The following is a 20,473-nucleotide window of genomic DNA, read 5'->3' on the forward strand; positions in this document are numbered from 1 at the left end:
GGAGGCGGACGTTCGCACTCGAAGGGGTGAGCCACCGTCCTGACCCCGTCACCTGGACCGCTGGCCGCCCTACGTTCGCCCGTAGTCACCACGGGGGGAACATGGCGAGCACCGGTCAGTGCCCTGTCTGCATGCGGCAGGTCAGTCTCACGTCCAGTCGGCGACTGATCAAGACGCACATCACGAGGGGCCAGCGTTGTCAGGGGATGGGGCTCGTCCCCGTCGAGGGAACCGTCGTGGACGGGGAACCGGTCGTTGCCGCGGAGACGGCGTCGATCGCGCACGATTCGAGCACTGGTCAGTGCCCTGTCTGCGACGAGCGGATCGAGCTCCTACCCAACGGACTGATCAAGACGCACGTCACCGACGGCGTGTGGTGCGACGGCATGAAGCGGCCGCCGGTCACGGGCACCGTGGTGGACGGAGCGGTGCCGGAGTCGTCCACCTCGTCGAGCCTCCTCCAAGAGTCCCCGGAACCGACGAGCAACCGCCTGAGCGTCGAACGCAAGGTCGGCATCGCTGTCCTGGTTGCGGCGATGGTGGCCTTCACCGTCGCGTACTGGGGTGGCCTGCTGGCCTCAGATACGGCGGCACGGCAGAGCAGCAGCTCGGCCAGCTCAGCCACCACGTCCACCGCGCCGGCGCCGAGCTCGGAGGCGCCAACCCCGGCGCCGCAGCCGCCGGTCACGGACACCTACGACCCGCCGGCTGCTTCCTCGCAGCCTGCGTACGACCTGCCCGCGTCTGTCGTTGAGCAGACGTTCCTCGAGTCGATTCACGCATCCGGGTTGTCGGCGTATGGCTCGGACAGCCAGATGGTCCAGTTGGCGCGAGCCACGTGCGGCGCTCTCGACCGCGGCACCTCGTTCGAAGCCGCCATGGGCATCCTGGCGACCGGCGGCTTCTCCGACGTGGAAGCCGCCGCCTACTACGGCTTGGCCGTGGCGTCCTTCTGCCCGGAGCACGGCTCCTGGTGACCGCCTGACCTCGGCGAGCGTGCCCGCGACACTCACGCGAGCCTCACCCGTCCCGCTCGTCGCCTCATGGGACTTCGACCAGCAACGCACCGATACCGTCCGGCTACTTTCGGCGCATGGGGGACGCGCCTACAGGGCTGTACGAGCACCTGATCACCGATCGGCTCAGCAAGGACCTGGCTTCGGCGGCTCCTGACCTGGTCCAGCAAGGCACGCTCGACCCGGCCGACGCTCACGAGTCGCTGACCCGCCACATCGCCCAGCTCGCGAGCCGCGCGCTGAGGGCTGCGGCTGGAAGCGACGCATCGGCGATCAGTCGGCAGGTCGAGCTCGCCAACCGGATCCTTGCGGCCATCGGCGACCTGGCACCGGACGCAGCCGACATGGACGACGCCATCGCTGACCCGGCCCGCACCCTGTTGGCGATCGCCCCGCCGAGCGGCGTCCCTGGCCCTGCCTCCTTCCCCGAGCGGCCCGCCGTTCCCCTGTCCACCAGTGCACTCCTGGTCAACGGCCGCGGCCAGCCGCGAATCGGCTACGAAGTCACGCGAGAGCTGGCGTCGGCCGACCGGGTCGACCTGCTCTGCGCCTTCATCAAGTGGCACGGCCTGCGGGTCCTCGAGGACGCCCTCAGCGACCTCCGCGCGCGCGGCGTCCGGCTGCGCGTCATCACCACCACCTACATGGGCGCGACCGACCAGCGCGCCCTCGACCGGCTCGTCGAGCTCGGCGCCGAGGTGAAGATCTCCTACGAGACGCGGACGACGCGACTGCACGCCAAGGCCTGGCTGTTCCACCGGGACACCGGCATGTCGACCGCCTACGTCGGGAGCTCGAACCTCTCCCGGACGGCGCTCATCGACGGCCTCGAGTGGAACGTGCGGCTGTCCAACGTCGAGCAGTCGCACCTGCTGACGACGTTCGCCGAGACGTTCGACAGCTACTGGGCGGATCCGTCCTTCGAGACCTACCAGCCCGAGCGGGACGGCGACCGGCTGCGTCAGGCGATCGCGGCGGAGCGCGGCGGACCAACCGACTTCCCCATCCAAATCGCGACTCTCGACGTTCGCCCCTTCGGCTACCAGCAGGAGATCCTCGACGAGCTCCAGGCCGAGCGGGAGGTCCACGACCGCTGGCGCAACCTGGTGGTGATGGCGACGGGCACCGGCAAGACGGTCGTCTCCGCCCTCGACTACCGGCGGCTGCGCACGGCGGGGACCGTCGAGCGCGTTCTCTTCATCGCCCACCGTGAAGAGCTGCTGGTCCAGAGCCTGTCGACGTTCCGCCACGTTCTCCGCCAGGGAAACTTCGGCGAGCTCTTCGTCGGCGGGCAGCGACCCCGCGAGTGGCGGCACGTCTTCGGCTCGGTCCAGTCACTGACCCAACTCGACCTCGCCGAGCTCGACCCGAGCCACTTCGACATGGTCGTCGTCGACGAGTTCCACCACGCGGAGGCGGCGACCTACCGCCGGCTGCTCGAACACCTCCAGCCGAAGGTCCTGCTCGGGCTGACGGCGACACCGGAGCGGACCGACGGCGCCGACGTCCGGCGTTGGTTCGGCGGCCGCACGGCGGTCGAGCTGCGGCTGTGGGAGGCGCTGGAGCAGGGCCTGCTTGCGCCCTTCCAGTACTTCGGCATCCACGACGACGTGGCCCTGGATCAGCTGCGGTGGCGGCGTGGCCGCGGCTATGACGTGAGCGAACTGACCAACGTCTACACCGGCAACGACAGACGCGTCCGGCTGGTCCTGCAGGCGGTCCACGACAAGGTGGCGGACCCGCGGCAGATGCGCGCGCTGGGCTTCTGCGTGAGCATTCAGCACGCGCAGTACATGGCAGAGCGCTTCACCGCGGCGGGGATCCCCAGCCTGGCGGTCACCTCGACGTCGTCCCGCGAGGAGCGGGCCGCAGCATTGACCGCTCTCCGGGATCGCACCGTGAACGTCCTCTTCGCGGTCGACCTCTTCAACGAGGGACTCGACGTCCCGGCGGTCGACACCGTGCTGTTCCTCCGGCCGACCGAGAGCGCGACCGTCTTCCTGCAGCAGCTGGGCCGCGGGCTGCGACTGTCGGAGGACAAGGCCTGTCTGACCGTCCTCGACTTCATCGGTGCGCAGCGCAAGGAGTTCCGCTTCGACCTGCGCTTCCGAGCGCTGACCGGAACCTCACGACGCGGCCTGCAGCGGGTCGTCGAGCAGGGCTTCCCCACCCTGCCGGCCGGCTGCCACATCGAGCTCGACCGCGTGGCGCAGCGGATCGTCCTCGACAACATCAAGCAGTCACTCAACGTCTCGTGGAAGGGACTGGTGACCGAGGCCGCTGGCGCGCAGGCGCCCTCGCTCGCCGACTTCCTCGAGGAAACCGGAGTCGAACTCGAGGACCTCTATCGAGGCAACGGCCGCAGTTGGCTGGACCTCAAGCGCGCCGCCGGCTGGGACACCTCGCTGCCGGGTCCGGACGACACGACGTTCCGCGGCGCGTTCAGTCGGATGCTGCACATCGACGACCTGGAGCGGCTCCGGGCTGTTCGGGAGCTCATGAAGGCCGTCAGCTCTGAAGACGACGGGTCCGAACGGATCCGTCGCCTCGCCGCGATGTTGCACTTCTCCCTGTGGGGCGCCCGGACGCCGTTCAGCAGAGTTGAAGACAGCCTCGGGCAATTGCTCGCGGAGCCGGGGCGGGCTGCCGAGCTGGTCGAACTGACGGGTGTCCTTCGCGACCGCATCCACCGGGTGACACCCGCCCTGGAGGTCGCGGGCGATCGCCCACTCCACGTCCACGCCCGTTACAGCCGGGATGAGGTGCTGGCCGCGTTCGGCATGACGGACCTCAACGGCACGTGGGGGTCGGGTGTGCGCTGGGTTCCCGGCGACCAGGCCGACGTCTTCTTCGTGACGCTGGTGAAGACCGAGGCGCACTTCTCTCCCACCACGATGTACGCCGACCACGCCATCTCGCCGACGCTCTTCCAGTGGGAGTCACAGAACGCGACGGCTGAGCGCTCGGCAACGGGCCAGCGGTACATCAACCATCGGGAGATGGGCACATCGGTGCACCTGTTCGTCCGCGAGACGAAGGCGGCGGACGGCACACTTGGGACGCCTCCCTACCTCTACGCCGGACCGATGTCGTACATCTCCCACAGCGGCGAGCGCCCCATGCGCATCCTCTGGCGGTTAGAGCACGCGTTGCCGGCCGACGTTTTCCACGCTGCCAAGGTGGCTTAAACCCCGCCGGAACCGTCGATCCCTGGATCTCTCAACCTGGCTTGACTTCTGCGACGGTCAATGCATTCTCGTCCGGCGACTCCTGACTACGGACCGCCAGACCTCTGAACCACTCGAGAGTATAAAGCAACGAGTCGCGGGCTGACTTCGCGATGGTCACGTCGACGTGGAAGCCCGGCCGCATCGAAACCTTGGCGATTGGTAGGTCAACGCCCGGCACCTCGTTGAGTCGACGACGGAACTCGTCACGGAGCTCCCAAGACTCGAACGGGGCCCGGTACAACATGTACTGGAAGACGACCTCGACCTTGCCTGACGGATAGATCGTGAACGGCCAGACCTTGTCGCTGAGCCGGGTGGCATCTGTGGCCATTAGGTAGCAGGAGACCTCCCCCGCCTCCCCGAACTCGAGGCGGCCACCCAACCTGGTCCACCCGTCGAGGAGGGCGAGAACGCCGTGAACCGTTTCTGGGCTCTGCGCTTGCCCTAGTTGGGCGATGAAGGTGTCGCGCAGATCGGTCTGGCTGTCCGAGGCAGGCACTGACAGTTCGGCGGGCGGGGTCTCCGGCTCTAGCCCGACGAGAGCAGCGAGCTCGCTACTGGTGAAGCGTTGAGCCTTCGATGCCCGGCCCGCGTCGTCGAACTCGACGCCCTCGTCGCGCAACATCTGTTCGGGGCTGTCCGTTCGCCCAGGCTCCAACCAGCGGAAGTCTGGTGACACCACGCCGGCCGCTTTGAGCACACGGTGAGCGTTCGGCACCGGGTTGCCGGCGATGTACTGGCCTACCGGGACGGCATGGCTTCCGATGAGCGCCGCCAGATCCCCGTAACTTGTCCAAGACCCTGAAGGAAGCGCCGCGAGTGCAGTAGCCAGCAGCGGCCAGTTCGGGCCTCCCGCTGGAAGGGCACCGGCAACGGGACCCGGCCAGGTTTCAGTAATTCGTGCGGCCAGTCGGGCGGCCCGCGCCTTCAGCTGGGAGACACCCCAGTGATCTTCCTTGGCGATCTCCTGATTCATCCGCAGACCGCTGGTGGCCAGCTGCTCGCGCTTGACGTGAAACGGGCTGTTGCTGAGGACGCTGTTGTAACCGGTCAGCGTCAGGTTCGCGAGGGTGTGAACTACCTCGGCGTGCATTTGCTCGGGGTCCTCGTCCGCAGCGAGGCCGAGCTCGGCGATCCATGAGTCCGTCAGGGTCTGGGGGAGGACGTGCTCAATCGTGAGCCCACCCAGCGCGACCGGTTCCTTGCTCTCGTATGACTCCTCCAGCCAGCGGAGAATGAGGTTCCGCTGATTGGGCCGTCCAGTCAGGTAGAAGGGCGCGGTCGCCACTGCGGCAGCGACATCGGCATCCGATCCGTAGTGCTTGCGACCGGTAGACAGGTAAACACGGACGGCTTCCTCAACGGGCAAGTCCTGGGGCATCTCGTGAACGGTCGCCAGCAGGATACGGTTGAGGCCCTGCGTGGCCCGTCCGACGATGAGCCGGCGGACCAGGTAGCTTTCGACGTAAAGAGCAGCTGCTGCGACCTGGTCCGAAGTCGCCTCCCCTCTGTCCCGCAGGTCCAGCAGGCGCAGCAAAAGCGGGTAGACGGTAGTGGTTCCCCAAGCCTTCAGCCTTTCCAGGCGTAGGCGCACGCCTGGATGCTCCTCCAGAGTGGGATCGAGAATGACCCGCAGGAGACCCCCGAGCCGCCGGAAGCGCACGACCTCCGCCTCAATGTCCCTCTCGTCGTGGAGCTTGTTAAGTCGCTGCTGCTGAGCTGCGTAGGTGTCGGCCTGCCGGTGGGCCGGGTCCTGCTGGGCTAAGTCGAGCCAGAAGAGCAGCTCTAACTCGTCACTCGTCAGAGATTTCTGCAGGGGCAACCAGGTGGACTCGTAGACCTGCTCCCCACGCGTCGGCAGTCTCATGAACAGGTAGTTGCGGAGCAGGTCTCCCTGAGTCAATCGCAATCCGGTGTTGTTTAAGGACTCGAAAATACGGTGTGCGTTGTCCCCAGCCTGCGCCGTCACCGAGACGAGAGCGAGTCCGCGTAGCACCGCATCCTCGAGCCTCTCGATGTCATGAGGGTCTTCAGGGTCATCCGCGGCGACGAGCCGGCTTCTAAAGAAGCGGTAAGCGTCGAGAACGGCGCTAGCGCCCATGATGGGCGCACCGTCGATCACCCCGTTGTACTGAGGCCGGTCGGCCTGCGTCGGAACCAGCTTAATGCGCTGAGCTTCAGGCTTGAACTTGTTGATCAGATACAGCTCGTTGATGCGCTCGCGATTCTCCGGCGATTCGGTTGCCACCCGATGATCTCGAATAGCCGCCAGCAGAACGGTTAGTGTGGTCAGGCGCTGCTGACCGTCCACAACCAGGAACTCGGGGACGCCGGTCGGCCCGTTCGAGGGGCTAGGGGCCAGGACCAGCGAACCGATGAAGTGACTGGCCCGGTGGTCCGCGGCCCGGTCTTCCGCAATCTGAACAAGATCCTCCCAGAGACGTTCAAGCTGGACAGCGGTCCATGCGTAGGTGCGCTGGTACAGCGGGACGCGGTACTGCCGGGCACCCTCCAGCAGCTCCTGGAGATTCGTTTCGCTTGCTGCAACCACCGGGGCCCCCGTCTCACTTCGTCCAACTTGCGATCCACGCGCTTCCCCGTGAACCTATGCCAGGACGGGACCACCCGGGGCACCCGACACCTAGGGAGTCGCTCGCTCCCCAGCACAGCGGACCGCCTTACCAAGACGACAGCCGTCTCGTCCGAGTCGGTGTCGCTGGTGAAGGGCCCAACAGCGCGGCGGACAGTAGTCAGATTGATGGCTGGGGGCGCACTCACCGACGATCCAGTCGACACGCCGCCTCGCAAGTTCATTGGGTCTGGCGACGGATATCAAGCCCGGGAGAGCGTCGACAATCTCCATGGTCTCCAGAGACACCGCTACAACGCGGGCGAGGAGGTCGAGGATGTAGCGCGGACTGTCGACCTCGAAGGACCAGTCGTTGAGGTTGTTCACGATCCCCGACGCCTTGTCCGTTTTCACCCAGTAACGGTCGATGATCCACTCGATCGCCGACCGGCTTCCGAGCGTGTGCCGGTACGCCTCAAGCGGAACATCGCGCAAGGTGATCCGCTCGTCGTAGTGGATGACCGACCGGTCACTCCGGGCGCCTTCAGCCTTCTGCTCCGCGGTGGGCTTGCCGAGGGCCATCTAGCTGTACTGCCCGGGCAGGTTGGTCAAGCGGGTGATGGGCGGGCGGTTGCCGGTCGCGGTGTGGGGCCGGTGATGGTTGTACTCGTGTAGCCATCCGGGCAGGGCCTTGCGGCGGGCTGACTCGCTGAGGAACAGGCGGCGGAAGGCCGAGCCGTCAGCCATCGTGCGGTGGAAGCGCTCGATCTTGCCGTTGGTCTGCGGGCGGTATGGCCGGGTGCGCTTGGGTCGGATGCCCAGCTCGGCGCAGGCGTCGCGCCAGGCGTGGGAGCGGTAGGCGCTGCCGTTGTCGCTAAGCACGCGTTCGACGGTGATGTCGCGGGCGGCGAACCAGGCCACGGCGTTGCGCAGCACGCCGATGGCGGTGGCTGAGGCCTCGTCGTCGTGGATCTCGGCGTAGGCGACGCGGCTGTGGTCGTCGAGCACCGTGTGCACGAACGCGGTGCCGATCTTTGGGTTGTGGTGGGCGTTGCGCGGCTTGCCCGGGGTGGCCGCGCGATTGCGGTCGCCTTGGGCCCGGCCGACGTAGCGCCAGCCACCGCCGTCGGGGATGTTGCCCAGCTTCTTCACATCGACGTGCAGCAGCGAGCCGGGGTGGTCGTGTTCGTAGCGGCGGATGGGCTCGCCGGTGGCGCGGTCGAGGTGGGAGAGGCGGTTGATCCGGCAGCGGCGCAGCACCGCGTGCGCGGTCGAGGGGGCGACCCCGCTCGCCGGCCCCTCGGCGCGGTAGCGCTGGGCCCAGCGCTTGGCCCTGGGCCAGGCGACGTTGGAACACCGCCGCGGCGTAGGCGATCCGCCGACTAACAGCGGGAAGCCGAGGCGCAGCGGGCCTTCGCCGACGCCGTCCGCGGCGACCCGGACATCGCCGTCCCCGACGTGCTCGCCGTCCAGGGCCAGGTGCTGATCACCGAGAGGGTCGGCGTCCCTTCACTGTCCCCGTCATCGCTGACGGCACTCAGGACGACCGCTACTGCGCCGGCCAGCTCCTCGTCCGTCTCCTCGCCTCCGGCCCCGCCCGAGCCCACCGCATACACGGCGACCCGCACCCAGGCAACTTCCGCCTCCTACCGGACAGATGACCCGGCGTCCTCGACTTCGGCTCGGCCCGCTGCTCGCCGCCGGCCGGGACGGCGACTCCCCGGCACTCCACCGCATCGCCGCTGACGCCCACCTGATCGACCCCGGGCAAGGTCACCGAAACAGCCCTGCTCGACCCCTACCTCCAGCCGCTCCGCAGCCCGGAGTACCGGTTCACGCGGAGCTGGATGCAGGAGCAGATCCGCCGCGCCTCCGATCCGCTCAGCACCGCCGCCGGCTGACCATCCCGCCGCACCACCTACTGCTGCAGCGGGTGGCCACCGAGCTGGTCGGCGTCCTGTGCTCGCTCGGCACCACCGTCGCCGTCGACGTCGAGGTCCGGAAGTGGCTGCCCGGCGACGACGCCGCGGGCACGTAGCGCGGGACGTTCGGCACCGTCGTCCGACGTCCCGGGCGAGGAGGCTCGCCGGTGACAGCACGGCACGGAAGGAGCCGGGACATGTACGCCCGATCCACCATCCTGATGATCTTCCCCGCGTCGATGGACGAGGCCATCGCCTACATGGGCGAGGAGGTCTGGCCGGCGATGCGCGACATGGACGGCTGCATCGGTCTGTCCATGATGTGCGACCGCGAGAGCGGCAAGTACATCGCCACCTCGGCCTGGGAGGACCGGCAGGCCATGCGGGCCAGCGACCAGCACGTCCACCCCATGCGCGAGCAGATGGTCGACCGCTTCGGGGCCGGCGTCGGTGAGCCGGAGATCCGCGAGTGGGAGATCGCCGTCCTGCACCGCGAGCACGCCACCGGTGAGGGCGCCTGCTGCCGGATCACCTGGCTCCGCACCGACCCCAGCCGGGCCGACCAGCTGCTGGACATGTACCGCACGAGGATCATGCCGCGGATCGAGCAGATGCACGGCTTCTCCAGCCTGAGCATGCTGATCGACCGCGACAGCGGCCGCGCCGTCGGCACGGCCGTGTTCGAGAGCCGCTCCGCCCTCGAGCAGTCCCGCGATCAGGCCCGCATGCTGCGGGAGGAGAGCACCAACGCCATGGACGTCGACATCCTCGACGTCGCGGAGATGGAGCTCGTCTTCGCCCACCTCCGGGTGCCCGAGACCGTCTGACCTCCACCCGGCTCGTCATCGACGTCCTCGCCGACCTCGCCGGGCTCCGCGTCATTCACGTCTGACGAACGCCCCGTGCCGGGATCTCGGGGACGCGGCCGGCCGGCAGTCAGGTGAACAATCCGCGGATGTCCTCGGCCGTCAGGGCACCGGACAGCGCGCCGCCGTCGTCGTCCAGCACCCGGGCGAACAGGTCGCGCTTGCGCTCCTGCAACGCCATCACCTTCTGCTCGATGGTGTCCGCGGCGACCAGCCGGTAGACCATCACCGTCTTGTCCTGGCCGATCCGGTGGGTGCGGTCGACCGCCTGCGCCTCCGCCGCCGGGTTCCACCACGGGTCGAGCACGAAGACGTAGTCCGCCTCGGTCAGGTTCAGCCCGACCCCGCCGGCCTTGAGGCTGATCAGGAACACCGGAGCGTGGCCGGAACGAAACGAATCGATCACCCGCTGCCGGTCGCGCGTCCGCCCGTCGAGGTAGGCATACGGCAACCCGGAAGCGTCCAGCCGCCCGCGCACGGTGCCCAGGAAGCCGGTGAACGAGCTGAACACCAGCGCGCGGTGCCCCTCGGCCACCACCTCCTGCAGGTGCTCGAGGAACGCGTCGGCCTTGCTCGACCCGACGCCGGCGTAGCTGTCGTCCACCAGCGCCGGGTCCAGCGCGAGCTGCCGCAGCAACGTCAGCGACCGGAAGATGGTGAACCGGTTGGACTGCAGGTCGTCGACCAGGCCGAGCACCTTGCGGCGCTCCCGCTGCAGGTGGGTGTCGTAGACCTTGCGGTGCTTGGGGGTCAGGGCCACCTCGAGCACCTGCTCCTGCTTGGGCGGCAGCTCGGCGGCCACCTGCTCCTTGGTGCGGCGGCGCATCAGCGGCCGGATCCGCCGGCGCAGCGCGGCCAGCGCCTCGGCGTCGCCGCCGCGCTCGATCGGCGTCCGGTAGTGCTCGGTGAACCGCTGCGGGCTGGGGAACAGCCCGGGCGCGACGATCGAGAGCATGGACCACAGGTCCATCAGGTTGTTCTCCACCGGGGTGCCGGTGATCGCCAGCTTGAACCGCGCGGGCAGCCGTCGCGCGGCGGAGTAGGTCTTGGCCTGGTGGTTCTTCACGAACTGCGCCTCGTCGAGCACCAGCCCGCTCCACGGCAGCGCGCGGTACTCGTCCTCGCCCAGCCGCAGCAGCGTGTACGAGGTGACGACCAGGTCCGCGCCCTCGACCGCCTCTGCCAGGGACGTGCCGCGCTTGCGGCCGGTGGCCTCGATGGTCCGGACGGCGAGGCCGGGCGCGAACCGGGCCGCCTCGCGCGCCCAGTTCGACACCACGCTGGTGGGCGCCACGACCAGCACCGGTGCGGTCAGCTCCCCCGCCTCCTGCGCCCGGCAGACCAGCGCCAGGGTCTGCAGCGTCTTGCCCAGGCCCATGTCGTCGGCGAGCACCCCGCCGAGCCCGGCGTCCCAGAGCACCGACAGCCACTGGAAGCCCTGCACCTGGTACGGGCGCAGCTGCGCGGCCAGCCCGGCCGGCGCCGCAGGTGGCGCCGCGTCGTCGACGTCCAGCAGCGTCCGGACGTCGCTCGCCCACCGCTCGCTCTGCTCGGCCACGACCCCGAGCTCCACCAGCTCGTCCCACAGCCCGGCCTGGTACCGGCTGATCCGCAACCCCGGGCCGTCGGCCTCCTGCAGCGCCTTCGCCTCGTCGATCAGCCTGCGCAGCCGGTCCAGCTCCGGGCGGCGGACGTCGAACAGGGTGCCGCTGGGCAGCAGCAGGAACTCCTCCCCCGCCGCCAGCGCCGCGAACAGCGGGGCGAAGGGGATGTCCTCGCCGTCCACGGTGACCGTGACGCCGAGGTCGAACCAGTCGCCGTCCCTACCACCACCGTCGGTGGCCGACACGGACACGACCGGCGCGGCCTCGGTCCGCCGGTAGTCCGGCGGCTCCCCGGTCACCTCGACGAGCACGCCCGCAGCGGCCAGCCGGGGCAGGAACTCGGTCGTGAGGACGGCGGCGTCCACGCCCGCCAGCTCGGCGACCGGCACCGGCCGCGGGGATGCGCCGACGTGCCAGATCCGCAGGAGCCGGTCCGGCGGCGCGGGCAGGGCACGCAGCAGCCGGTCCTCCGCGCCCCCGTCGCGGCCGGCCTCCGGGCGGCCCGGAGCCAGGGGCACCCGCCGGACGTCGTCGCCCGTGCGGTACAGCACCGACCAGGTGAGGCGGGCCCGGTGGCCCGGCGCGTGCTCGACGGACAGGCACAGCTGCGGCGGCAGGACCTCGGGCAGCTCCACCGAGCCGTCGGAGGAGCGCACCGCCAGCGCGCGGCGCAGCGCCGGGTAGAAGTGCGTGAGGAAGCGGGCACGGTCGGCCGCGGGCACCCGCACGGGACCGCCGGTGACGAGCCGCTCCACCTGCCGCGGCACCAGCTGCAGCGGGACGAGGACCAGGCCGTCGGCCGGGACGAGGCCCTCCGGCAGCCCGTCGGTGCCGGAGAGGAGCGCGACGCCGTGCGGCGGGCTGCCCAGCAGCAGCCCCGCATCAGCCGGGACGCTGACCTCGTCGCCCAGGTCGACGACGGGCTCGACCCGCAGGCCCGCCTCGCCGTCCCGGCGCACATCCACGGCGAGCGCGCCTGGCTCGGGGACGACCGAGACGGCGCCGCCGCGGGCGGTCAGGAGGGGCACGCCCTCGTCGACGGCCCGCTGGAGAGCGGGCCAGAGCTCCGGGCCGAACTCCTCGAGCCGCACCGGCACGTCAACGGAGCCGTAGGAGTAGGCGGAGCCGGCGCCCTCGTCGGCCGCCCGGTGCGCCCGGTGCAGCCCCTGCAGCGCGTCGACGTGCGCCGGGTCGCGCTGCCCCGCCCAGTCGTAGGGCAGGGTCCGCCAGGACACGCCGGTGCGGATCCAGCGGCCGTTCCGGCCGGGCACGACCGGGCGCAGCCGCACCGACACCTCCGCCGCGCCGGTGCGGCGGTTCGCTCTCTCGACGTCGAACTGCAGGGCGATCGGGGTGCCCGCGCCCGAACCGGCCGGCACGGCGGGCTGCAGATCGGCCAGCGCGAGCTCCCAGTCCGGCGCGCGGGACGCCCCGGCCGGCGACAGGGTCCGCCGGGCCGCGACGAGCAGCGCGGCGACGTGCTTGCAGTCGAGGCCGACCGGGCAGCTGCACTCCCCCCACCACCGGCGCTCGGTGCCGTCGTACTCGGCCACCGTCCGGTAGCGCCGCCCCTGGCTGCCGGCCACCACGCCCTCGACCCGTCCGGTCGCGCGGAGGGAGGAGAGCTCCGAGACCCGGCCCTCGCGTGCGTACGCGGCCCCCCGCAGCCAGGCCTGGTCACCGACCGAGCGGCGGATGAGCCCGTCGGTGAGCGCCGGTCCCAGCTCCTCCCGCACGGCCCGAGGTTAGCGGCGGGCCGGGCACGGGTGACCGTTCGTCCACAGGGGCCGGTCTCCGTAGCGCGGGACGTTCGGCACCGTCGTCCGCCGCTGTCGGGGAGGACGCTCGGCCCGTGCGGCGATGCCGCAGGGGTGTTGCCGCCGGTCCGAGAGGAGCCGGGACATGTACGCCCGTTCCACCACCCTGATGTGCGACCCCGCGAGGATCGACGAGGCCACCGCCTACATGAGCGACGAGGTCTGGCCGGCGATGCGCGACATGGACGGCTGCGTCGGCCTGTCCATGATGTGTGACCGCGAGAGCGGCCGGTGCATCGCCACCTCGGCCTGGCGGGACCGCATGGCCATGCAGGCCAGCGCGGAACGCGTCCACCCCATGCGCGAGCGCATGATGGAGCGCTTCGGTGCCACCGGCGACCCCGAGGTCCAGGAGTGGGAGATCGCCGTCCTGCACCGCGAGCACACCACCGGCGACGGAGCCTGCTGCCGGGTCACCTGGTCCCGCGCCGACCCGGGCCGGATCGACGAGGTCCTGGACATCTACCGCACGAGGACCATGCCGCGCATCCAGGAGATGCCGGGCTTCTGCAGCCTCAGCCTGCTCGTCGACCGCGAGGGAGGCCGGGCCGTCGGGACGGTCGTCCTCGAGAGCCGCTCGGCCATGGAGCAGACCCGCGAGCAGGCCCGCATGGTCCGAGAGCAGGCCGTGCAGTCCATGGGCATCGACATCGTGGACGTCGCGGAGATGGACCTCGTCCTCGCCCACCTGCGGGTGCCCGAGACCGTCTGAGCCCGGCGGCCCCGCCCGCCCGGCCGGCGCCGTCCCGGACCCCGGTCCGGAACGGCGCCGGGCGCATCAGCCGGGGACCTCAGACGGTCTCGTTGAAGTCCACCGCCTGCTGGAGCAGCCTGGCGCCCTCCTGGATGTCGACCACCGGGTGCACGGTGAACTCGAGGTAGGGCGAGAAGATCGCGCAGTCCTTGGCGACGGCGGACGCGTCGTCGGACTCGATCACGGCGAAGCCGCCCGCCCCGTCGACCCGGCCGAGGAACTGGTGCACGGTCGTGGCGGGCGTCCACTTGCCGAACACCTCGAGCGACCGCTTCAAGGACGCCAGGTTCTCCTGCGCGGACGCCCCGCTCCGGTTCTTCCACTCCAACAGGTACTTCATCTCGAACCTCCCTCGGTGGACAGGGCTCCGGCCGATCCACCCGAGATCCGGCCGCTGGTGCCGGCGGGGCCCGGGCGACGGCGGGGAGCGGTCGGGAGGCTCCCGCCGCGGGTCGCGGTGATCAAGCCCGTTCGCCGCGGCGGCGCGCCGGTCTTCGGCGATCCTCCGTACCGGTTGCCCGCCGGACACCGACCGTGCAGAGGCATGCCGAGCGGGCCGCGCGCCGAGGCTTGGGCCCGGGCGGATCCCCGGAACGATCAGCCGGCGGACCGGCGCATCGACCACATCTGCGCCGAGCGCTCGAACTGCGTCGCGACCTCCCAGCTCACCGCGCCGCCGGCGACCTCGCGCCGGAAGTTGCCCACCGCCACCCGCGCCAGCTCCGGGTCCGCGGCGACGCGGGCGGCGAGCTCCAGCGCGCGCGGCTCCACGGCGTCGGAGTCCACCGCCTCCCAGGCCAAGCCCAGCTCGGCGGCGCGGGCACCGGAGACCTCCTCGCCGAACAGCGCCATCGCCGCCGCTGCCTCGCGGCCGATCAGCCGGGACAGGATCACGAAGTGCCCGCCGCCCGGGTGCATCCCGCGCTTGAGGAATCCGCACAGCAGCCGGGCGTCGGACGCCACGATCCGCAGGTCGGTCGCCAGCAGCATGTTCATCCCGGCGCCCACCGCCGACCCGCGCACCGCGGCGACGGTCGGCACGCGGACCTGCCCCAGCCGGTAGAAGGAGTCGTAGATCGCCGACATCCCCTCGTACGCCGACGGCTCAGCGGGGTCGCGGCCGGCGGCGGTCAGGGTCGCGATGTCCCCGCCCGCGCAGAAGGACTTCCCCACCGCCCGGACGACGAGCGCCCCGATCGACGGCCGCGCGTCCACCTCGTCGAACACCGCGATCAGCTCTCGCGCCATCTCTGGCGTCAGCGCGTTGCGCCGCTCCGGCGCGTTCAGCGTCACCATCGCCACCGCGCCGTCCACCTCGAGCAGCACCTCGCCCGACGTCGAACCCGAGTCAGTCGTCACGAGCACACCCCCAGCAACGCCACCGGCCCCTCCGCCGGCTGACACCCGGAGGGCATCAGACCACGGAGGGGCCGGGGAGGGCCGCGAGGATCAGGCGGGCACGCGGTCCGTCGGACGCCGGCGCACCGAGTTCACCGTCCGGGCGGCGGCGCGGGCCAGGCGGATCGGCCCGGTGTCCCACGGCCGCACCGGCTCCGCAGCGGACGGCGCCTCGGCAGGAGCGACCGGTCCAGCGGCGGCCCGTGCCGCCTGCTCGGCGACCAGCGCCTCGGCCGCCCGGCGCCGGCCCGCGATGGCCTCCTTCTGCCGGTCGATCCGGTCCTTCTCCGCCATCACCAGCAGCTCCTCGCGGGCGGCGGCGACGACCAGCCGCGACTCCTTCTGCATCTCCTCGACCTCGACGTCCCCGGAGTCGCGCAGCGCGGCGAGCCGGTCGTAGGCCGACGGCGGGCCGAAGTTGAGCAGCAGCTTCATGAGCACCGGCAGGATCTCCACGCACATGAACAGCAGCGACAGCATGAACTGCGCGGCCGCCAGCGTGGCGTTCTCGTCGCCGAGCCGGTCCAGCGCCTCCAGCCGCGCGAGGATCCCGCCCGACCCCTCGTTGGTCGCGTCGAACGCGCCCTGCAGGCGGTCCTGCTCCGCGGTCAGCCGCTCCAGCTCGGCGCGGTCGCCGTCCAGCGAGGACGCCGCCAGCTGGGCACTCCGGGCCTCGGCCGACGACGCCGCAGCCACCGCCGCGTCCAGCTCCGACCGCGCCGAGGCGACCACCGCGACCTGCGCGTCCGCGGCGGCCCGCGCCTGCACGTACGCCGTCCCCGTGCCCGCGTCACCGGTGCCGCAGGTTCCGTCCAGCTCGCACTGCGCCTTGGCCTCGAGCTCCCGCTGGGTGCCCAGCGCCGCGTCGTAGGCGGCCTGCCGGTCGGCCACCGAAGCGTGCACCGGCGCGAGCGCCGGGTCGCTCTGACCCCCGGACGCGACGACCGACTCCTGCGTCGCCACCTTCTCCTGCAGCGCCGGCAGGCCGGCGAAGCGCGCGTCAGACTCGAGCGACGTCCGGTAGGCGTCGGCGGCCTCCGCCTGCATCGCCACGATCTCGGTGTCGATCTCCTTGTGGAACACCTGCAGCGTCAGCGGCGTCGCGACGACGACGCCGAGCACCAAGGCCAGCCCCACCCGCGGAACGGCGAGCGCCAGGTTCCGCTTGAGCGAGGCGTCGTGCGCCATCCCGACCAGCAGCATCCGGTCCAGGTTGACGACGACGGCGCCCCAGCCCAGGCCGATGACCAGGGCGAACGGCCACCACACGCCCAGCGCCATGTGCACCGCGAACGCCGCCGACAGGACGGCGAGCCCCCCGGTGCTCAGCAGGACGCCGCCCAGCGCGACGAACCGCGGCCGCGCTCCGGGCGCCGCCTCCAGGACGTCGGGGCGTGCTCCACCGAGCGTCGCCAACCCGTCCCCGAGTCGTCGCTGTCGAGCCATGCGTACGCATCTCCCCGGGCAGCGGGGGTCGTGGTCTGTCCGCCGCCTCTCCTGCCCTATCGGCAGTCCCGGCGGCGGACCGGCAGGTTGCGCCGGTCACGCACCACGCGCACGCTTCGGCTCCCCCACGTCCGGGAGCCGCCGTGCCCGTCGCTCGCCGCACCGCCGCGGCCGTGGCGCTCGTCCTGGCGGCGGCCGGGTGCACCGCCGACGAGCGGCGCGGGGACGGCAGCCCGGCACTGGACACCAGCGACCTGGTCGGCACCGTCGACCTGGACGACGCCGTCGGCAGCGACGTCGTCCTCTACGACCTCGCCTCCGCCCCGGACGGGACGCCGGTCGCCCTGCTCGGCGCTCCGGACAGTCCGCAGAGCTGGCTGGTCGAGTTGACGGTCGGCGAGGCCGGGCCGACGGCGGTCGGCGTCCGCGCCGTGCCCGCCGTCTCCGCCACCGCGCAGCTGGTCGTCGCGCCAGACGGCACCGTCCTCGTCGCGGACGACGCGCTGCTCACCCTGCCGCCCCGCGCCGCCGAGCCCACCGCCATCCCCTGGCAGGGCGGTCGGCCGGACGCCGCCGCCCTGACGACCGACGGCCGCACCCTCTACGCCGCCCGCGGCCCCGCGATCACCGCCGTGGACGTCGCGACGGGCGCGGTCACCGGCACCGGCACGGCGCCCGCACCCGTCACCCACCTCGCCCCCACCCCCGACGGCGGGCTCGCCGCCCTCGTCGCCGCCCCCCGACCCGCCGGCGGCACCGGCGCCGAGCTGGTGACCCTCGACGCGGCGCTGCGGCCGGTCGGCGAGCCGGTCGAGCTGGTCCGCGAGCGCGAGAGCACCGGGACCGGCCTGCAGGTCACCGCGGACGGCACCGCCGTCGCCGCCGTCCACCTCGGTGAGTCCCGCGCCACCGGGCGGCTGGTCAGCGTGGTGGACGGCGCGCTGCGGACGTCGGCCGACCTCGAGGGCGCCGGCGACACCGCCCTGGACCTCGTCGTCTCCCCCGACGGCCGGCTCGCCTCCGTGCCGCTGGCCGACCTCTCCTATCCTGCCGAGTTGGTGACCATCGACCTCGCGAGCGGCGAACGGGTCGGCGCGGTGAAGCTGTGCGACGGCACCGGGGTCTTCGGGGCCGTCACCCCGCTCGGCCAGGACGGGGACGTCGTCGTCACCGGCGCGTGCATCGACGGCGACGGCCCCCGGTCGACCGCCTTCGTCGTCGGCTGATCAGGCCGGCGGGCGCCAGTTCGGATCGCGGCCGGTGAGGCCGAGCAGCCGGTGCAGCGGCGGGGCGTCGTCCGGCACGGGCACCGGCGGGCCGAACAGGCCCGGCTCCACCGGCCCGGCCGCGACCTCCGCCGCGAACATCGTCGCCGCGTCGACCGCCGGCGGGTCGGCCTCGAACTCCTGACCGGTGGCGACGGCGAGGTCCCACCCGTGCACCAGCACCTCGTCGACGGTCACCAGGCCGATGCCGACCGCGGCCATGGCCACGCCGCCCGCGGCGGTCTCGCCCTGCCAGGCCTCCGGCTTGCGCCACGCGGCGACCAGCGCGTCCAGCTCGGCCGGGATGACCGTGCGCCACTGCGGCGGGAGGTGGTCGGCGCTGGGCTGCGGCGGCGAGGGGTCCGGGGTCTTCTCGGCCGACAGCCGCAGCCCCACGGCGAGCCCGGCGACGTGGTCGAGCAGCGTGGCCACCGTCATGTCGGGGCACGGCGTCGGATCCCCGAGCTGCTCGTCCCGGACGCCGGCCACCACGCGCTTGAGCACCTCGGCCTGCGCGCCGAGGTCGATCTGCATCGTCTCCATGCGAGGGAGACCGAACAGTGGTCCGGAACTCACCGCGCCGCACCGTGGGTAGCCGTAGCATGACGGTTCGTCGACCAGGGAGAGTCCCCGACCCATGGCCCACGTCCCGCCGGACCGCCGGACCCTCACCCGCCGCTGGCGGATGACCGACCGGCCGGCAGCCCCGCCACCTACGCGATCCGACGTCCCCGACCGGTACGCCGCGGGAGACGACCCGTACCGCTACGCCCCCGAGGAGGAGCGGCCGGCGCGCCGGCACCGGCCGGACGAGGACCGGCGTCCCGACGCCCCGCGGCCGCCCCGCCGGCTCGCCCGCCGCCTCGGCACGGGGCTCGCGGCGGTCGTCGTCGTCCAGGCGCTGGTGGTCCTGTCCCTGCAGTGGATCGACCCGCCGACCACCGCGTTCATGGCGGCCAACCCCGCCGGCGCTCTCCAGCAGTCGGTACCGATCGAGCACGTCTCCCGCAACTTCCTCGCCGCGGTCGTCGCGCACGAGGACGCCGAGCTGCCCTACCGCTCCGGCGCCTTCGCCTGGGACGAGCTGTGGGACCGCGCGCAGGCGCACCTGGCCGGCGAGGAGGACCCGACCGGCTCGACCATCCCGCAGCAGGTCGCCAAGAACCTGTTCCTCAACCAGGAGATGAGCGCCTGGCGCAAGGCGGTCGAGGCGGGCCTGTCCGTGGAGCTGTCGTTCGCCCTCAGTGACCGGCGGATGCTCGAGCTCTACGTCAACTACGCCCAGTTCGGCCCGACGATCTACGGCGTCTGCGCGGCGAGCTGGTACTACTTCGACACCCCGCCGCAGGAGCTCCCGGTCGAGCAGGCCGTGCAGATCGTCGGCCTCCTCCCCTCGCCCGGGCACGTCCGCCGCGCCCCGGGCGGCGGCCTCGACTTCGACGTCGAGGACGGCCTCGGCTGGCTGTCCCGCTCGCACGTCGTGAACGCGCAGAACCGGGTGCCCGGTCATCTCGACCGGCTCGGCTTCCAGCCCGTCGAGGACCTCGGCATCGAGGGGCTCGCTGCCGACCAGCCGCCCGCCGACGACGACTGCTCGACCCGGCCGCAGGAGGTCGCCGACCTCATCGCCGCGGAGGGCAGCGCCTGACTGCTTGCCCGGCTGACGGGCGGCCGGGAAGGTGAGCGGCGTCACACCCCCGCCCGGGAGGAGCAGCCGCTTGTACGCGCGATCCACCAGCATCCGAGGCAACCCCGACCGCATCGAGCAGGGCGTCACCTACCTCCGCGAGGAGGTGCTGCCGGCGGTCGAGCGGACCGAGGAGTGCGTCGGGATGTCCGTCCTCACCGACCCGGACGACGGCCGCCTCGTCGTCGCGACGGCGTGGGCCGACGAGCGCGCGATGCGCGCCACCGCCGAGGAGGACCGCACCGTCCAGGAGCGCCTCGTCCAGACCATCGGCGGCACCCGGGCCGACGTCCACCAGTGGGAGATCGCGGTCCTGCACCGGGAGCGCCCGGCCGGGGACGGCGCCGGCGCGCAGCTCACCTGGGCCCGCGTCGCTCCCGACCACGTCGACGAACTGCTCGCCGCCTACCGGATCAACCTGCTGCCCAAGCTCCAGGAGCTGCCCGGCTTCTGCAGCGTCAGCATGCTCGTCGACCGGCGCCAGGGGCGGACGGTCAGCGCGACCAGCTTCGACAGCCGCGAGTCGCTGGCGCTGGTGCGCCGGCACGCGCGGTCCCTGCGCGAGCAGTTCGCCCGCGCCATGGGAGCCAAGATCGTGGACCTCGCCGAGATGGACCTCGCCGTCGCGCACCTGCGGGTGCCCGAGACCGTCTGACCCGCCCAACGGGGACGGCCCGAGTAGGTCGCTGCGGGAGCTCCAGCTCTGCCCACCCTGGTGGGCCGAGCACGAGCTCCCCCCGAAGGTCCTCGGCCGGCCACGACCGCGTGGACCACCGTCGGGCCCTTGAGGTGGCCCCGGCGGTCGGGCGCCCCCGCGCACTCGATCCCGGCGATGCGCCGACCCCGGACGTCGACGCCCTCGAGCCCGATCAGGTCGAGGCCGAGGAGGTCGTTGAGGA

At 71.7% G+C, this 20,473-nt stretch carries 15 protein-coding genes; 7 read left to right on the forward strand and 8 right to left on the reverse strand.

From position 1 onward, the window contains the following. The first annotated feature begins 206 nt into the window (after positions 1–206). Both PGN05_RS15260 and PGN05_RS15265 read left to right on the forward strand, forming a co-directional pair. Positions 207–977 carry a DUF732 domain-containing protein gene (locus tag PGN05_RS15260; protein WP_419753407.1) on the forward strand — a complete coding sequence of 257 codons (771 nt, stop codon included), beginning with the start codon at positions 207–209 and terminating at the stop codon, positions 975–977. Between the two features lie 116 nt (positions 978–1,093). Further along, entirely contained in the window at positions 1,094–4,204 is a 3,111-nt protein-coding gene (locus PGN05_RS15265) for a DUF3427 domain-containing protein (RefSeq protein ID WP_419753408.1), read from the forward strand. A 31-nt stretch (positions 4,205–4,235) separates the two neighbouring features. Here the strand turns inward: PGN05_RS15265 and PGN05_RS15270 are convergent, their stop codons facing one another. From PGN05_RS15270 to PGN05_RS15280, 3 genes are all read right to left on the reverse strand, one after another. Further along, a complete protein-coding gene (locus tag PGN05_RS15270; RefSeq protein WP_419753409.1) occupies positions 4,236–6,797 on the reverse strand; it encodes a GmrSD restriction endonuclease domain-containing protein in 2,562 nt (853 codons plus the stop codon). Between the two features lie 90 nt (positions 6,798–6,887). Next, positions 6,888–7,397, reverse strand: coding sequence for a type ISP restriction/modification enzyme (locus PGN05_RS15275; RefSeq protein ID WP_419753410.1), 510 nt, complete (start codon positions 7,395–7,397; stop codon positions 6,888–6,890). Next, on the reverse strand, positions 7,398–8,204 hold the full coding sequence (locus PGN05_RS15280; RefSeq protein WP_419753423.1) for an IS481 family transposase: 807 nt from the start codon (positions 8,202–8,204) through the stop codon (positions 7,398–7,400). It lies immediately after the preceding gene. Positions 8,205–8,934: 730 nt separating this feature from the next. Between PGN05_RS15280 and PGN05_RS15285 the strand changes: the two genes are divergently transcribed. Continuing rightward, positions 8,935–9,564 carry an antibiotic biosynthesis monooxygenase gene (locus tag PGN05_RS15285; RefSeq protein WP_419753411.1) on the forward strand — a complete coding sequence of 210 codons (630 nt, stop codon included), beginning with the start codon at positions 8,935–8,937 and terminating at the stop codon, positions 9,562–9,564. 109 nt (positions 9,565–9,673) lie between these two features. On the opposite strand, the gene PGN05_RS15290 is transcribed toward PGN05_RS15285, so the two are convergent. Beyond that, positions 9,674–12,943 carry an SNF2-related protein gene (locus PGN05_RS15290; protein ID WP_419753412.1) on the reverse strand — a complete coding sequence of 1,090 codons (3,270 nt, stop codon included), beginning with the start codon at positions 12,941–12,943 and terminating at the stop codon, positions 9,674–9,676. A gap of 166 nt (positions 12,944–13,109) precedes the next feature. On the opposite strand from PGN05_RS15290, the gene PGN05_RS15295 reads away from it, so the two are divergent. Continuing rightward, positions 13,110–13,736, forward strand: a complete 627-nt coding sequence (locus PGN05_RS15295; protein WP_419753413.1) for a hypothetical protein — start codon at positions 13,110–13,112, stop codon at positions 13,734–13,736. A 79-nt stretch (positions 13,737–13,815) separates the two neighbouring features. Here the strand turns inward: PGN05_RS15295 and PGN05_RS15300 are convergent, their stop codons facing one another. The 3 genes from PGN05_RS15300 to PGN05_RS15310 form a co-directional block, all read right to left on the reverse strand. After that, positions 13,816–14,118 carry a DUF3303 domain-containing protein gene (locus PGN05_RS15300; RefSeq protein WP_419753414.1) on the reverse strand — a complete coding sequence of 101 codons (303 nt, stop codon included), beginning with the start codon at positions 14,116–14,118 and terminating at the stop codon, positions 13,816–13,818. Between the two features lie 257 nt (positions 14,119–14,375). Next, entirely contained in the window at positions 14,376–15,137 is a 762-nt protein-coding gene (locus PGN05_RS15305; RefSeq protein WP_419753415.1) for an enoyl-CoA hydratase/isomerase family protein, read from the reverse strand. 90 nt (positions 15,138–15,227) lie between these two features. After that, positions 15,228–16,622 (reverse strand): DUF4407 domain-containing protein, encoded by a 1,395-nt coding sequence (locus tag PGN05_RS15310; protein ID WP_419753416.1) that lies wholly within the window; start codon positions 16,620–16,622, stop codon positions 15,228–15,230. Between the two features lie 143 nt (positions 16,623–16,765). Here PGN05_RS15310 and PGN05_RS15315 point away from each other — a divergent pair, with 143 nt between their 5' ends. Continuing rightward, positions 16,766–17,848 (forward strand): hypothetical protein, encoded by a 1,083-nt coding sequence (locus tag PGN05_RS15315; RefSeq protein WP_419753417.1) that lies wholly within the window; start codon positions 16,766–16,768, stop codon positions 17,846–17,848. Here the strand turns inward: PGN05_RS15315 and PGN05_RS15320 are convergent, their stop codons facing one another. Continuing rightward, on the reverse strand, positions 17,849–18,463 hold the full coding sequence (locus tag PGN05_RS15320; RefSeq protein WP_419753418.1) for a TIGR03086 family metal-binding protein: 615 nt from the start codon (positions 18,461–18,463) through the stop codon (positions 17,849–17,851). Positions 18,464–18,524: 61 nt separating this feature from the next. Between PGN05_RS15320 and PGN05_RS15325 the strand changes: the two genes are divergently transcribed. Further along, complete coding sequence (locus tag PGN05_RS15325; protein ID WP_419753419.1) at positions 18,525–19,535, forward strand: transglycosylase domain-containing protein; 1,011 nt, start codon at positions 18,525–18,527, stop codon at positions 19,533–19,535. A 70-nt stretch (positions 19,536–19,605) separates the two neighbouring features. Continuing rightward, a complete protein-coding gene (locus PGN05_RS15330) occupies positions 19,606–20,229 on the forward strand; it encodes a hypothetical protein (protein WP_419753420.1) in 624 nt (207 codons plus the stop codon). Positions 20,230–20,473 lie beyond the last annotated feature (244 nt).

It is taken from the genome of Geodermatophilus sp. CPCC 206100 (genome assembly GCF_048569675.1).
In the GTDB taxonomy this organism is placed as follows: domain Bacteria; phylum Actinomycetota; class Actinomycetes; order Mycobacteriales; family Geodermatophilaceae; genus Geodermatophilus.